Here is a 15,197-nt window from a genome sequence, read left to right as displayed (position 1 = left end):
CAACTGATTCTACAATAACTTGGTACCTGGCTCGTGGTATTTTACTGGACGCACACGCGAAAAAAATCAGTCCCGAAAGACTGATTTTCAAATAACTTGTTAACTTGGTGCCTGGTTTGGCTATTTACAGTTACCTATTGTCCGTCTGCCTGTTGAAGTGCATATTTTTGTACTTCTATAGTTCCTCCACTTGAGCCTATAACGAATAAATTCCCTTTGTTATCTACCGCTACATCGTTAGGAATAAACAAGAAAGGAGGATTATCCCAGTAATACAGCGATGTTATGAAATTGCCATCAGAGTCGTTTTTCACCATCGCGGAAAGCATAGGCTCTACCACATACATATTACCTCGATTGTCTACTTCTATGCCGCTTGCGTTAGCAACACTAAATTTGGTTATGAAGTTACCGTAAGAGTCGAACTTCTGTACCCTCGCGTTCCAAACATCACTTACATACACGTTGCCGCTTCTGTCTGTTGCTATTCCGGATGGAACATTAAACTGTCCGTCACTAGCGCCATTGCTTCCCCACTTGGTTATAAAGTTGCCATTAGAGTCAAACTTCTGTATTCTATAGTTCAAAACATCACCTACATATACATTGCCTCTACCATCTACGGCTATGTTACTTGGGGAATCAAACTGCCCATCGCCAGTTCCATTGCTACCCCATTTGGTTATGAAATTGCCATCAGAGTCAAACTTCTGCACCCTGTCGTTATAGGTGTCAGCCACATACACGTTGCCTCTGTTATCTGTTGCTATGCCATATGAACTTGCAAATTGTCCATCGCCAGTACCACTGCTGCCCCATCTGGTTACAAATTCATAGACATCTGTGTTTGAGTTATCAGCCAATCCAACAAGTGGAGTCGCTGATAGTAACAATGCTAACGCAAATGCAAATATCCCTACTCGTATACGCTTGCATTTCATAAAATCATCTCCTAGTATAATAATGATATAGCCATTACAGCTATACAGTTTATAAGTTTCCATATCAGATAACAGAAGAAGGTGTTCTTCCTTCATCAGATGTTATCCATAAATATTTGTCATGTTTGATGGCTCCCTAATAGACTCCAGACTTTCCATAAAGTATAATTCTCTAGGGTAGGACAAATAATGTTCGTCTCCTTGGGAAGTCAGTTCCTGCTGACTCATACCTATTAATAAGTCAATTAGTCCATTCAATGAGGTTTTATGATTCGGCTGGTTGGGAGCCTCAGGCTATACCTGTATAACATGCTAGGTTGTGTACTCATTTAATGGAAATGGATTCCTATCAGAAAGGAGCTTTTGCTCATGTCAAACAATCTTTTTGAAAATTTATTTATCTCGGTCGGTATTGATGTTGGTGCGGACTTCAGTTGGATGTCTATCGCACTGCCTAACCAGACCTTTGTGGGAAAGCCTTTTAAAATCATGCATTCCGACCTTAATTCCTTAAGCTTAGTTGTTTCTAAAATAAAAGAAGCAGAAGAGCTGTATTCCTTAGAAAGTCGCATCTTTCTGGAATCCACGGGAATTTATCATTACCCACTCTTCTGCTATCTTCGTGATAAGGGTTTTAACATTGCGGTTATCAATCCTATCATCACTAAGAATAGCACAAACATCAACATTAGAAAAGTACATAATGACCGTTTTGATTCAAGAAAGGTTGCATTGGTAGGTCTTAAACCTGATTTAAAGGTATCACTAATGCCATCTGATCTTGCTCTTGATTTGCGAAATCTTTCAAGAGAGTATTACGATCTGATGGATAATCGCTCTGCCTATGTGAATAAGCTACAGGGAGAATTGCGCATGGTATTTCCACAGTATTTAAAAATATTTTCCAAGATAACCACAAATACAGCTCTGACCTTACTGGAAAAATACACATCTCCTGAAGCATTTCTAAGTGCCTCAAAAGAAGAGATTGTTGATTCTATAAGGTCTACTGCCAGGTTTGGACTTACATATGCTGAAAACAAGTATAATGCCATAATCCAGGCTGCAAATGATGCAAATACCTTTGGGTATTCTGTAAGCAGTAATTTCAAGCGAATACTTCTATATATCCGTTTTATCAGAAACTATGATATTGAAGTGGCCTCTGTTCTTTCTGATATGCATGAACTTGTTGATACGAATGAAACTACTGATTTTGTGAAACAAGTCCGCTTAGTTGAATCCTATAAAGGAGCTGGCTTCTTATCCGCAGTGAGTCTAATGGGTGAGATTGGCGATTTTTCATCTTTTCGTTCACCAAAGCAACTCTTTGCTTATTTTGGGCTAGATCCAGCTGTAAAGCAGTCTGGGCAATTTGAAGGCACAAAGATCTCCATGTCAAAGCGAGGTTCCCGCATTGCCAGAAGAGTTATTCATACAATGGCTCTTATCAGTATCAGTAAGAACAGAGATGGCTCTGCCAAAAATCCGGTCTTGCGTGATTACTATTTAAAGAAATGCCAATCAAAGCCTAAAATGGTTGCTCTTGGAGCTGTTATGCATAAAGTCTGTAACATTGTGTTTGCAATACTTCGTGATGAAAAAGAATTCGCTATCATCACCCCAGAAGATCATCAAATGAATTACTTAAGAGCTAAATGCGATAAAGCTGCGTAAGTAAATCCATGGTCTGATTTTTCACTTTTTGAGATATGCTCAAAAGGCTTATTAAAGTTACTCTTTTTTATCTGAAGAAATATCAAGCATTTTTAAATTTAACTGTAGACATTTCTTAGCTGGACTTTTTATCATTTAATATCAAAGGCTGCCGCATGAAATGTAATAGGTAAACTATCATATAACCGTGAATCCTTTAAATCCACAGCTTTGTGTCTATGCCTTTCAAGAAACATGTAGAGAATACAAGCAAAACTCAAAAATAATTGTAAATATTATTGTATTATTACCCTTTATGAAATAGATAAATCTTACCTTCAGTGAATTTTATCGTAAATATAACATTTCCCATATGATATTAATAATATGATGGAGAGTTGTACCCATCAATTAAAGATACAGTAATATTAAGTTTATTGTTATAAATCGCTAAATTTGTCTATGAGTTGACCAACAATTTTGCCTCAAACTGCTCGCTTATCTTGCCGCGATTAGGTTCTGTTTTGGCCATGACAATGCTGTCATGGCCGTACTTTAAGGGAGTTCGCCTTCGATTACTGTTCTGATCATGTGGTCGTCGACCAGCTTCTTTGCTCGCTGCGAGGCATACATAAGCGCATGGGTACATACTTTATTGATGGCTCTGGCTGAGCCGGCCGAGTACTTGTAGACCTCGTCAATAGCCTTGTCGGTAAAAACTTCCTGCGCACCCTTTGCGTATGCAAGGTGCGCAGCTATGTATTCTTGGGTCTGAGCCCGGTCATACTGCGGTATTTCGCACTTTATGTCTATTCTTTGGCGGATAGCAGCGTATCTTTGAAGCTTGAGCTTGTCCCATAGCTCATTTTGACCAACCAGAATAAGAGCCATCGGGTTTAAGGAGTCCATCTTGTAGTTTAGCAGAAATCGGATTTCTTCAAGTGTTTCCCGGTCGAGAAGATGCGCTTCGTCGACTATTGTAACAACTGTCTTGCTGTGAACACCCCGGATGACCTCCAGATGCTGATGAAGTTGTCGTTTCGAGTCGCCACGGTAGAACTTGGATTCTACGCCGAGCTGATCAAGAAGACCCTTATAGAACCATCTGGGAGTCAGCTTTGAATCTGAAAGGTACAGTACCTGATAGCGGTCTGAGGGAAGCGAGGCTGTAAATTTTCTAATGGCAGTTGTTTTGCCGCAGCCTACATCTGCCGTAACCAGTGCAAACAGGCGCTTTTCTGCGACGAACTCAAGTCTTCCAAGCGTTTCATCGAGCATTGGAGACATGTAGAGACTTTCTGTGGGTACGCTGTTTACAAAGGGCGTATGCTGCATCTCGAAGAAGGCTTCATACATTTTCTTTCACCTCCCGATTCTTTCTAAAGACTACTGCGATGTCTTTTTTAGTTCGGTTGGTGATGTTTGCTTTGTTTAGTCCTTCCAGAAACCTTGAGCCATCGGCTTTTACGGGAGCAAGCTGCTGAGGCAGGGAAGCCCTAGCGCCGCAGTTTTCTCCTATTTCAAGCTCTTTTGCTTTGAAGGGCTCAAAGTCCTTATGGTGAATTTCAACTTCGTGCGACCATGACGGATCATAGCGGACCTCAACTTTTCTGCCAATGAGCTGCAGTCCTGCTTCATACTTTTTACCAGCGAAGCTGACGCAACCGGTCTTGTCTACAAGCCTTTCATCGGTATGCAGGAAGGCCTCGGTGCAAGCTGCCATGTCTATGAACTTAAGAGGCCGAGAGTCGGTTTTGAAAGCCGTTTCCGGTGAGATTCCTCCGAGTCCGTAATGCTCTGTTTTATGGTAATGATTCGAAATCCATAGCTGAAGATAGTGGTTGAGCTCATCAAGCGAGGTCATATTCATCAAGGCTACTTCCGAAAGGAATGAATCCACTCTGCGGTTGAAGGCCTCGATTTTGCCTTTCCCCTCCGGGTGGTAGGGCTTTGCGAATAAAAGCTTGATTCCAAGCCTTGTGCATGCTCTTTTAAGCCATTCCGAGCGATACTGCTTTCCGTTGTCTACATAGATGGCGTCCGGCTTGCCGTAGCTCATTATTGCGCTGCGGAGCGTATCCTCGATTATCTCAACCTTTTGGTTTTCGTAAAACTTTGCGGACACGACAAATCTGGTGGCATCATCTATGAACGCCGACAAATAGACCTGCTTCTTGGCACCATTTTTTCCTATCGGAAGGTAGGGTCCGTATTTGATGTCGCCCTGGTAGAGCATGCAGCGATGATTCTTTTGAAACCTGCGGGATGCGCTCCCTTTTTTCGTATAGATCTTCATCTGCTTGGAGCCAAAGCCTCGAGCATGAAGATGTCTTTGAAGCGTGCTTCTTCTTAAAGTGCCAGCTTCAATAAGGTTTTCAAGTTCCATTATTTTGATGATATCCCTGACGCTGCGAGTCGGACATTCGCGCCTTAGCTCCACTGCGATGTCAACGATCTCATCAAAGTTTTCCATCAAAGAGCTTTGATTTCTGGTATTTGAAAACCGGGGCTTTAATCCTTCAAAGCCACTCTTTTTAAAGGCATACAGATATCTAGAAACACTTCTGTAGGAAACACCGTTTTGCTCTGCAATCTTCTTTTTGAGCTCGACAATCATGCTATGATCCAGGCCGTCCTCAAGCAGCGGCATTATAAGCAGCATTCGTTTTGCGGCTACATCTTCAGGTTTGCTTTGCGTTTTCATAGTCCTAATGCTCCTTTCATATTTAATTAATGAAAGTGTAGCATTCATTTATTACGGACAACACGCAAAGTAGGTGTGCAGCCAAATTCCTGTTTTGCTAAGCAGATAATGGACAAAAGCTAGCCAACCAGGTCCCTCAAGTCTTATGTAATGGAGTAAAGAAATCCGATTTAAAAGTGGAAAATGCCTGCTTTCATGACTAGTCCAGCACGCCCTCAGAGCGCCTTCTATCTGAGGCAAAACCGCATTAAATGCTCTTTTCCAGCGGTTAATGGTTGAATCATCGGCAGGGCAATCGCTTCTTGACTGGTCAATTGCAGTTTCAATTGCAGAAGCCTCATAGTGCTTGAAAGGAAGCATGCATTTGGGCAGTTCAATGTGAAGCTTGCCGCAGGCAGTACACTTTAGCCGCCTAAGCCTATAAGTCCTTCTGGATCCATCTTGCCCGATTACATGACGCTTTCTTGTGTCACGAACGCTTAGAGTACCTTCGCAGATAGGGCAGACGGATAATTCTTTACTCCTAATGAAAAATATTCAATTCCGGATTGAAACAAGTCTCGTACTGTGATACCATTATCATAATTAATGGGCACCACAAATACGGAACATCAATCTTGCCGGAGAGAGTTCGTATTTTGGTGTTTTTTTATTTCACCTCGATACCAGTTTTTACTAGTATTCTATCGGACTCTTTACGACAAAACAAGAGAGCAGAAATATTTGCTCATGGCCAATGACCATGAGCAAATTAAAGCCAGTTCAAGCTAGCAAAAACAGTTTATCTTCCATAGTTTGGTTATTTTAAAAGCTCTAATATTCCCTCCCCCACTTCATTCGAACGCGCTATCATCGATTGTGACGCCTGCAGCAGCACTTTGTTTTTTTCTAGCTCTGCTATAGCCTTGGCTATATCCGCGCTTTCAATTATGCTTTGTGCATTCGTAAGATTGATTTGATAGTTCCCCACATTATTTCCTATATGCTCAAGCGTATTGAAGTACGCCCCGAATTCAGATCGCTTTGAGGAAACCTTCGCCATTGCTTCATCGATCTCGACACTGCTTTCCGAGCCTATATGCTCACCTATTACGGCGAAAAAAAAATCAGTCCCACAAAAAAAATCAGTCCCAAAAGACTGATTCTTGAATAACTTTTTAACTTGGTGCCTGGCTCCGGCCCATTTCACTAATTATTTCTTTATAAACCTGTTGCAAAGTTATAAGAAACAACTTTGTTTGTTGCTTTGTCTAATTGAACAAAAAAATCCTTGTATGCATCTGGATCTTGATGAGTGTAATAATACACTATAAATTCATCATTCCCTTGATAAATAGAGCCTTCTCCATATAACTCAATCATTCTATCGTAAGAATCTCCAACTTCTAACCCCTTGGCTGTAGGGTATCCCCTTTTTTCTACGTATATATACTCAATAAAATCGTAATAAGATATTGAAATTCCATTCTTTTCGTATAAATAGTTGGTTTTAGCTCCCTCATACGGTTCTCCTAAATCAGTTACTTTTCCTGCACCGAGAACTTCAGATATTTTTTCGATTTCATCAGAGAAATTTAATTCCTTTTTATCGTAAAATATACTGAAGTCTCCATCTTTCAACTTTACCGGTTCTTTTCTAGTATTAGTATTTAAAACTTTTTCATTATGCTCGTATTCAGATTGTTTATTTTCATTATACACAGCCCCATGAGCATTGTTTTTAGTTTTCGCTTCTGAGTCTTGTTCTTTCGATAAATATTCATCTTCTCTTTCGATATAAACATTGTGTATCTTTGGTCCATAATCCCCCCAATCGACAATATAAAAAGTAAAGACCCATCTATTAACCATGTTTGGAAATTCAACCAAATATGAAATATAATATTTGTCATAGTATTTATCATAATCTCCTTGGACAGGTACACATAACTGATCTCCACGCTTACAATCTAATAAAGTCGCCTCTTTGATTGTCATATCAAAATAATTTCTATTGGTTTTAAAAAAGTCCATAACTTTGTAATGTGTATCTCCACTTGGAGTAAGCAAATTTCTATCTTTTATGTATCCATTCGTTTCTAATTCTTTTAATCCCATAAGTGATATTTCCTTGGCTTTTTTATACGTACTTTCGAGATTTTTTGAATAACTGGGGTTACTATAAACCGTGACACCTAAAAATAGTATTGCAAAAACTATAGCTATATTAAAAAATTTTTGCATTTATTCCTCCTTAAATTTGTCTTTGTCATATGTTTACAATTGTTTGTTTGCTAAGTTTTTTGCTTATTCCCTTTGATATCTGGCATTTTAGTGCATGACTGGCATATTTGTTTGTGATTAAATCGTATTCAATGCAAGTGATTCTGTAACATTTATCTGTATGGCCTTAATAAATAATCGTACATTTCGCCTGATAATGCATCGATATAATAGCTTTCTAGACTTGTTGTTCGAGTTCTAATATTGCCATTATCTCCATACATATATGTCATTGTTAAATTTACCTTGTAATAATTAGTTCCTCTAATGCTAACCAAGTAAATATTTTCTGGCAATGGAATGTCTACCCATTCTCTTCTTGGGTCTACTTTTTCCAATACAATATCACTCGCTTGTTGCTTTGTTAGCATAAAATTTGAATATTCAGTTACTTCTTTTTCCATATTGTTTAAATCATTCGATATAATTACTTCAATGCAATTGTCCGTATAATTCTCACGCCACAGAACATCATAACCCATACCTTCAGAAATAAATCTAATAGGAACCATCGTTCTATTGTTTATTATCTGGGCAGGAACATCCATCCAAAAATTAACATCATTTATTTTTGCATTATTAGAATTTATAGTTACTCTAATAACATTATATCCGTCATCTAAAATTACCATTCCTGTTTTTGAGTCCCATTGTACATTTAATCCCAGTGCTTCTGATACACTTCTAATTGGAACCATAGTCCTCCCATTTATAATTTGAGGTTGTATATCATTAAACCACAATTTTTCTTCATTAACCTCCACAATAATTGGTCTTTCTGCAAAAGAAACTGTAGACAATAAAGTAGTTATAATTGCTATGATCAAAAATAAATATTTTTTCAAATTGCATTATTAGAATTTATAGTTACTCTAATAACATTATATCCGTCATCTAAAATTACCATTCCTGTTTTTGAGTCCCATTGTACATTTAATCCCAGTGCTTCTGATACACTTCTAATTGGAACCATAGTCCTCCCATTTATAATTTGAGGTTGTATATCATTAAACCACAATTTTTCTTCATTAACCTCCACAATAATTGGTCTTTCTGCAAAAGAAACTGTAGACAATAAAGTAGTTATAATTGCTATGATCAAAAATAAATATTTTTTCAAATTAATTCCTCCTTGTAAGATAAATATAGGGTTAGGGTTCAAAAACCCGTCCGAATGTTCCTTGATAACTTAACATTTATTGTTCAGATGAACCAGCGACACTCTTGAATGAAAATCACTAAACTTCGTGCTATAATCTCACTTGTCAGAGAGATAGATGTGCGTTCCTCCTGGATCCCTCACATCATGAGGTCTTATCCGTAAATTAGCGTGTCACTCCACAAGGACGATTCGATGTTTAGCTGGTTGGGCCACCTTCTGGTGTTACCCGTTTCAAATGCAAGGTTGTTTGGCGTCCTCAAACAAAGTGGATACTCTGATTCATTCTAAGCAGAAAGGTTGTGTTACTTTGTCCCAATTTTTAAACGATTTTGTTGTCGGAATTGATGTTTCATCAGAGTTTTCTGTAGTTGCAATGATAGCACCTTCCGGAGAGCTCATCCGCAAGCCTTTCAGGATTGACCATAATCCTGCTGGATTTAACAAGCTGCTCGAGATTCTCAAAAAAGAAGAAGAGCGGTTAAAACGAAAGCCCATCTACTTCGTAGAATCTACGGGTATCTTTCATTTACCACTCTTCTTCTTTCTGAGATCGAATGACCTCAAAGGTTTTGTCCTAAACCCTTTATGTGTCCATTCTACCAAGAATTTCGACATTAGAAAAGTGAAAAATGATAATAAAGATGCCGAGGCTATCGCAAGGCTTGCAAAATACCAGGATGTAAAGTTTTCCATGATGCCCGAGCCTCAAATTCTCGCACTTCGCATGATGGTGAGGGAATATTACTCCCGCTGTGACATGCTCACTGAGATGAAAAACAGGCTCTGCACGGATCTTTACTTGCTGTTCCCGGGCTTTCTTGATGTGTTTTCCAATCCTTTTGGAAAGACCGCGTTGGCTGTTTTAAGCGCTTATCCTTCGCCTAAGGATGTTCTAAATGCAGACCCTCAGCAGTTGCTTGAGCTCATTTCCAAAAGCGGCAGAAAAGGCGAGAAGTGGTCAGCCAAAAAAGCTCTGCAACTTCTTGAAACAGCACAGCTTTCTTTGAGTATGCCAAATGAATTCGCTCTGCTTGACTCCAAAATAAGATTCCATCTTGATGGAATCGACAGCTTTAAAAAGTGTCTTAATGCTATAGAATCACAGTTGCACACTATCATCGACTCAAGCGACTTTCCTGACACCGCTCGAAAGCACATCGAGCTTTTGGATCAAATGCCTGGCGTAGGCTTTATCAGTGCGGTCACTCTGATCGCGGAAATCAACGATTTCAGCCTATTCAAGTCTCCAAAGGCCTTTACAGCTTTCTTTGGCATAGATCCATCAGTCAATCAGTCGGGCAAGTTCACTGGCGACCGCAACAGGATTTCTAAACGAGGCACCCGCATTGGCAGAAGAGTTCTCTTCACAATGGCTCTGTCCTCAATAAGAACCACCAGAAACGGCGATTCCATAAATCCGATTCTTCGCGACTACTATTTGAAAAAATGTGTCAGCAAGAAGAAAAAGGTGGCCCTTATAGCCGTTATGCATAAGTTGCTCCACTACATTTTTGCGGTTCTTCGTGACTTAAAACCGTTTGAATTTAGAAGCCCGCAGGAGCACCAAGCATGGAGAAACAACAAGCTTCAAACTGCACCAAAACATGTTGCTTAAAAATTGCTAAAATGTAGCTTCTCCAAGGTCATTGTTCGGATTTTTCAATGGCTTGGTTTCTCATACTCTTTTTTAAGATTGAAAATTTCTAAAGAAAATCAATCAGATTTATTGACTTTTATTAGCTGGTCTTTATAAAATTGTATTACGGTTAAGCAATACTATTGTTGATACTATAATAGCTGTCCTCAAAACCATTAGTCCACTTTTAGCAACAAACCATCCTCTCCTAGGAACTTTTATTTGAGGAAATAATACGCTGTAGCCATAATAAGTTGCTCTTAGCTCTTGGGTCACACCTTACCCACCAAATCACTTTAATAACTCCAATACACCCTTAACCACTTCATTCGAACGCGCTATCATGGACTGTGATGCCTGCAGCAGTATTTTGTTTTTTTCCAGTTCGGCTATCTCCTTAGCTATGTCAGCGCTTTCAATAATACTCTGTGCATTTGTAAGATTTATTTGATAATTCCCCACATTGTTTCCTATGTGCTCAAGCGCATTGTAGTACGCCCCGAATTCAGATCGCTTTGAAGACACCTTCGCCATTGCTTCATCAATCTTTTCCAGGGATTCTTCAGCGTTTTCTATTGGGTCTATACAAACATCATCAATCCCGAGCTTTGAAACCCTTGCATCCATGAGTTCTACTTCAAATGTATGCCCTTCAGCTGGTCCTACCTGAAAATGAAGTGTTGGCATCTTGTCTTTATCAATCTCTACACTACTTTCCGAGCCTATATGCTCACCTATTACACTGCTAAGCTGGTTCCCCCAATCAGCTTCCCATATATCAACTGATTTACCACCAATTTCGTTTATAAAATTAAAATAACTCTTTTTTTCGTAATCCCCGTTATAAATGTAAGGAGAAGCATTAGGATTATATACCCCATGTACCTGTATTCCAGTGTCTTTTACCCTTTTCAATGTTTCATCATATTTTTCGTTGTCATCACCAAATTCATCCGTAAGCAGTATTATGTGTTTTGACGACACTGCAGAACTTTCTCTAAAATCATATTGATTTGCGACTAATTGCATTGCAGTCATTCCATTTTCTTCCCATGCATCATTTTTTAAATTATTCAAAGTTTCATTTAACTCTTCAAATTTAGTACACCATTTATCTCCGTTAAATTTCTCAATAGTATAGCTATCATTACCATATGTAACTAAACCCATTCTAATATCAGTTACACCTTTTGCCTGTATGCTCTCTGCAAATTTCTCCAAATTAGTTGCAACTGTTTTTTGATGAGCTCCCATCGTGCCAGAAACATCCACCACAAAAACTATGTCTGCAACGCCACCGCTTGGTTTTGAAGCTTCATCCACTAGCGGTGGTCTTAAAACCTTTGTTGTGTTGAACTCCGTATTGTTTGCTATTTCATCTATCCCCTGCTTAATCTGATCTATCTCTGTTTGCATTTTTTCTCTGTCTTCCTGTGTGTATGTACCATTCATCCCCTGTATAATAAGTTCCCGCATTCTCTGCAGATTTGGATTCATTATAAGACCCAACGCTGATTCAGCCACACTAACAAGTGACTTACCATCCTCGATGTTGTTCTGAGCTTGTCCAAGCCCTCTTATCAGAGCCTTCATCTTTTCAGATATACTAAGTCCAGCTGCATCGTCAGATGCCCGGTTGATTTTAAGGCCACTGCTTATCCTCTGAAAATTGGATGCAATCCTTTCATTATTTACATTGCTGCGATTTAAAGCGTTTAAAGCTGCGATGTTGTGATTTATTCTCATTGTCTGCCCCTTTCGCATGTTGCCGGCTGATTTTATATGTATATCCATTCAGCCCCATTTATGTGTCTCGCCTACTAATTATATCATAGGTCTTAAGTCTCTGTTAATATAATGTGCAATAAGCGGATTATTTTTTACATATATTCAGAAATTTCGACAAACAGCCTTATATATTATGCCTATAGCATATATTTGATTAAAATTATTCTTGTATTGCCTAGTTATTGGAAAAGTACTATACTATAAGCAACAGAACGCTTGTTCTTGAGTGGGAGGTGATTATGTGAATCAGATCGAAAGAAACATAATAGTCGGCAGCCTTCTTGGCGATGGTAGTCTTGCTCTTTATGGCCGCAGCAAGAATGCGCACTATAGGGAACATGGCGGAGATAGCCAGATAGAGTACCGGAAATGGAAAGCAACCAAACTTGCCAATTTGGGATTCAAATTCAGCACTGGCGGCAAATACGGAAAGCTGTCTTCTCCATCGAGCGAAATATTCACAGAGCTTTACAAGCTATATTATCAAGACAGGATAAAGACAATAACCCATGAAAATATAAAGCTCCTGGATCATCCAATAGGGCTTGCATGCCTATATATGGATGATGGCAGCCTTGTTATTAATTCATCCACATCAAGAAAAAATGGGATTTACATATTCCCGCAGGTCCTGATTTACTCCCTCTGTTTTTCAAAGGAGGAAAACATAATACTTTGCGATCACATAAAGTCAACATTCGATATAGAATTCTCATTGAAAAACAGGCCTGACGGCAAGAACTTCATTCTTCAAATAAGCAAACGGAATGAACTTATGCGATTCATAACCCTGGTAAAGCCATATGTAGATGAAATCGACTGTATGAAATACAAGGTGGATGTCAAGGAAAGGCTCATAATCAATCAGGATCGGCTTGAAGGCAAATATCCAAACAAAAATATAACTGTCGCTTCTTTCGACATTGAGGATAATTCATATTCAAAAAATGATGAACTCACCATACAAAGAATGAAAAAAGAGAAATTTACCGATAAGGAAATTGCCGCCATGCTTAACAGACCCTACTGGGGCATTGTCGACAAGATAAGACGCATGAGAAAAAATGAGGAGTTATAGCTTTCACAGATGCAATTACTATTCCTAAAATATATTTTTAAGGAATAGTTCTCCGGCGAAAAAAGAATCAGTCCCGAAAGACTGATTCTCCAATAAGTTCATAAGCTCGTGTCAGGCACGGCTATTTTGTTTTGTTGCGGCTATTATCTTAGAAGTTGAAGAACTCCTTGAGGTTGTTGGTTTGCTTGCGGACCATCAATTACCTTTCAGTAATTGCCAGACTATATCTTCAACCAAAACATTCTTGGTTGTCGGGCACTTCGGAAGACCTCACTTCCTACAGACCTCATCACCATGGCATAAGCTTTAGGTGGTACGTCTTAGTCGTTGAACCTTCTCCAGCCTTTCGGCACAGGAGCTTGGCTGCTGATTATCCAATCCATTCTTTTTTCAACCTTTCACACCTACCGTTTCCGGTTATGTTGTAGGAAGAATGGCTCTAAGGGAGTTCCAGCAATTCACCCGATTTGCATTAGGGATTTCTCCCTAATGGACCCTCAAATAGTTACCTTAGAAGCTGTAAAACTCCCTGTGGTTGGCTATTTGCTTGAGCCAGCATAGCTTGAGCAGCTTGGCTAAGAATGTTGTTCTTAGAGAAGTTCATCATTTCTTTAGCCATGTCTACGTCTCTTATTCTTGATTCAGCTGCTGTTAGGTTTTCAGAAGATGTTCCAAGGTTTGCTATAGTGTGCTCCAACCTATTTTGGTATGCACCGAGCTTACTTCTTTCTTCTGAAACAGTTTTAATAGCATTATCGATTGTTTCGATAGCACTATTCGCTGATCCTTGAGAAGCTACACTTATTCCCGCTTTAGTATCAGCTGCTTGTGTTACAACTCCATTTGACGTTACAGCCGCCGTAGAAGATGCTGTAGAAACCACTTGAAAATCAGCTGCTGCTGCAGTTGAAATGCCACCGGCTGTAAACGAAACATCCATAGTAGCATCAATTGTTGAATCTCCAATTGTGGCTGCAGTTTGTGCGTTGTTAACAGTTACCGCGGAACCTACATCTGCACCCCCAGCTGTTTTAAGCTGAAGTGTATATGAAGCAGCCGTAAATGTTGTAGAAACAGTATTGCCAGCAACGTATGTTCCAGCACCTGCTGTCCATGTTAATCCATTACCTACATTCATTCCAGCTGAATATGCAGTCGATGAACCAAACGTTGTCCCACCATCAAATGAAACACTAACAGCTGTTGGAATATCAGAACCATCAATTGAATCAATTTTTATTCTTAACTGAGCATCAGCTGATCCAGTGTAAGCTCCACCAATTGTACCTATAGTATTCGCTCCGCCAGTCGTGCCTGCCGCTGTTGTTGCATTAGCCGCTGTCGTTGCTGCAGTCGCTGTTGTTGCTAGCTTATAAGTTTGAGCCGTTAAGCCTGTACCTACACGAGTCGTAGTTGAAACTCCACCAACTGCTGTAGTTGCACCCTGAGAAACAACTTGTCCAGCTACACCTAGACTGGATGCATCCATAGCACCTATTGTTAGATTAACATTTTGATCCTTATTAGCACCAATTTGGAATGTATTATTTAGTCCACCCGCCATTAAGTTTTGAGTGTTGAATTCAGTTGTGTTTGAAATTCTAGTAATTTCTTTTGCTAATTGGTCAACTTCACCTTGAATCTTACTCCTGTCATCAGAAGTATTAGTATCTGTTGCCGATTGAACTGCAAGTTCTCTCATTCTTTGAAGAATTGAATGAGTCTCATTGAGTGCACCTTCTGCCGTTTGTATAAGAGAAATACCATCCTGTGAGTTTCTTGAAGCTTGGTCAAGACCTCTGATTTGGCCTCTCATTTTTTCTGATATAGCAAGACCTGCCGCATCGTCTCCAGCTTTGTTTATTCTAAGACCTGATGAAAGCTTCTCCATTGATTTGCCAGCATTAACTGTATTGCCCATCATCATTCTGTGTGCATTCTGTGCATTCATATTGTGGTTGATAATCATA

The 15,197-nt window shown here is 39.4% G+C and carries 13 protein-coding genes; 3 read left to right on the top strand and 10 right to left on the bottom strand.

Going from position 1 to position 15,197, the window contains the following annotated elements; translation table 11 throughout:
* Positions 1–134: 134 nt before the first annotated feature.
* The gene (locus EAL2_RS01605) at positions 135–941 is read right to left on the bottom strand and encodes an NHL repeat-containing protein (RefSeq protein ID WP_158408871.1); all 807 of its coding nucleotides are present in this window, start codon (positions 939–941) and stop codon (positions 135–137) included.
* A 369-nt stretch (positions 942–1,310) separates the two neighbouring features.
* Here EAL2_RS01605 and EAL2_RS01600 point away from each other — a divergent pair, with 369 nt between their 5' ends.
* The gene (locus EAL2_RS01600) at positions 1,311–2,618 is read left to right on the top strand and encodes an IS110 family RNA-guided transposase (RefSeq protein ID WP_038601555.1); all 1,308 of its coding nucleotides are present in this window, start codon (positions 1,311–1,313) and stop codon (positions 2,616–2,618) included.
* Positions 2,619–3,152: 534 nt separating this feature from the next.
* Here the strand turns inward: EAL2_RS01600 and EAL2_RS01595 are convergent.
* The 7 genes from EAL2_RS01595 to EAL2_RS01570 all read right to left on the bottom strand — a co-directional run bounded on the left by EAL2_RS01595 (position 3,153) and on the right by EAL2_RS01570 (position 8,683).
* Complete coding sequence (locus EAL2_RS01595) at positions 3,153–3,953, bottom strand: ExeA family protein (RefSeq protein WP_025434673.1); 801 nt, start codon at positions 3,951–3,953, stop codon at positions 3,153–3,155.
* Positions 3,946–5,301 carry a DDE-type integrase/transposase/recombinase gene (locus EAL2_RS01590; protein ID WP_025434672.1) on the bottom strand — a complete coding sequence of 452 codons (1,356 nt, stop codon included), beginning with the start codon at positions 5,299–5,301 and terminating at the stop codon, positions 3,946–3,948. The genes EAL2_RS01595 and EAL2_RS01590 overlap by 8 nt, the downstream gene beginning before the upstream one ends.
* A 51-nt stretch (positions 5,302–5,352) precedes the next feature.
* The gene (locus EAL2_RS16045; protein WP_408634024.1) at positions 5,353–5,799 is read right to left on the bottom strand and encodes a DUF6431 domain-containing protein; all 447 of its coding nucleotides are present in this window, start codon (positions 5,797–5,799) and stop codon (positions 5,353–5,355) included.
* Between the two features lie 301 nt (positions 5,800–6,100).
* On the bottom strand, positions 6,101–6,490 hold the full coding sequence (locus EAL2_RS15625) for a flagellin (protein WP_025434671.1): 390 nt from the start codon (positions 6,488–6,490) through the stop codon (positions 6,101–6,103).
* A gap of 11 nt (positions 6,491–6,501) precedes the next feature.
* Positions 6,502–7,524 carry a hypothetical protein gene (locus EAL2_RS01580; protein WP_025434670.1) on the bottom strand — a complete coding sequence of 341 codons (1,023 nt, stop codon included), beginning with the start codon at positions 7,522–7,524 and terminating at the stop codon, positions 6,502–6,504.
* A gap of 152 nt (positions 7,525–7,676) precedes the next feature.
* Positions 7,677–8,408: a copper amine oxidase N-terminal domain-containing protein gene (locus tag EAL2_RS14680; RefSeq protein ID WP_025434669.1), complete on the bottom strand. Its 732-nt coding sequence runs from the start codon at positions 8,406–8,408 to the stop codon at positions 7,677–7,679.
* Positions 8,405–8,683, bottom strand: a complete 279-nt coding sequence (locus tag EAL2_RS01570) for a copper amine oxidase N-terminal domain-containing protein (RefSeq protein ID WP_025434668.1) — start codon at positions 8,681–8,683, stop codon at positions 8,405–8,407. Before EAL2_RS01570 ends, EAL2_RS14680 begins: the two co-directional genes overlap by 4 nt.
* Positions 8,684–9,032: 349 nt before the next feature.
* Between EAL2_RS01570 and EAL2_RS01565 the strand changes: the two genes are divergently transcribed.
* Positions 9,033–10,340 carry an IS110 family RNA-guided transposase gene (locus tag EAL2_RS01565; RefSeq protein WP_025434457.1) on the top strand — a complete coding sequence of 436 codons (1,308 nt, stop codon included), beginning with the start codon at positions 9,033–9,035 and terminating at the stop codon, positions 10,338–10,340.
* Positions 10,341–10,652: 312 nt separating this feature from the next.
* Here EAL2_RS01565 and EAL2_RS01560 read toward each other — a convergent pair whose 3' ends face one another.
* Positions 10,653–12,125: a flagellin N-terminal helical domain-containing protein gene (locus EAL2_RS01560; protein ID WP_207641141.1), complete on the bottom strand. Its 1,473-nt coding sequence runs from the start codon at positions 12,123–12,125 to the stop codon at positions 10,653–10,655.
* Between the two features lie 265 nt (positions 12,126–12,390).
* Here EAL2_RS01560 and EAL2_RS01555 point away from each other — a divergent pair, with 265 nt between their 5' ends.
* Positions 12,391–13,227 carry a hypothetical protein gene (locus EAL2_RS01555; protein WP_025434666.1) on the top strand — a complete coding sequence of 279 codons (837 nt, stop codon included), beginning with the start codon at positions 12,391–12,393 and terminating at the stop codon, positions 13,225–13,227.
* Positions 13,228–13,732: 505 nt separating this feature from the next.
* On the opposite strand, the gene EAL2_RS01550 is transcribed toward EAL2_RS01555, so the two are convergent.
* Positions 13,733–15,196 (bottom strand): flagellin N-terminal helical domain-containing protein, encoded by a 1,464-nt coding sequence (locus tag EAL2_RS01550; RefSeq protein ID WP_025434665.1) that lies wholly within the window; start codon positions 15,194–15,196, stop codon positions 13,733–13,735.
* Between the last annotated feature and the right edge of the window lies 1 nt (position 15,197).

Origin of the sequence: Peptoclostridium acidaminophilum DSM 3953 (assembly GCF_000597865.1) — a bacterium.
GTDB classification, from domain to species: domain Bacteria; phylum Bacillota; class Clostridia; order Peptostreptococcales; family Peptostreptococcaceae; genus Peptoclostridium_A; species Peptoclostridium_A acidaminophilum.
This window is presented reverse-complemented; position numbering and strand designations above follow the sequence as displayed.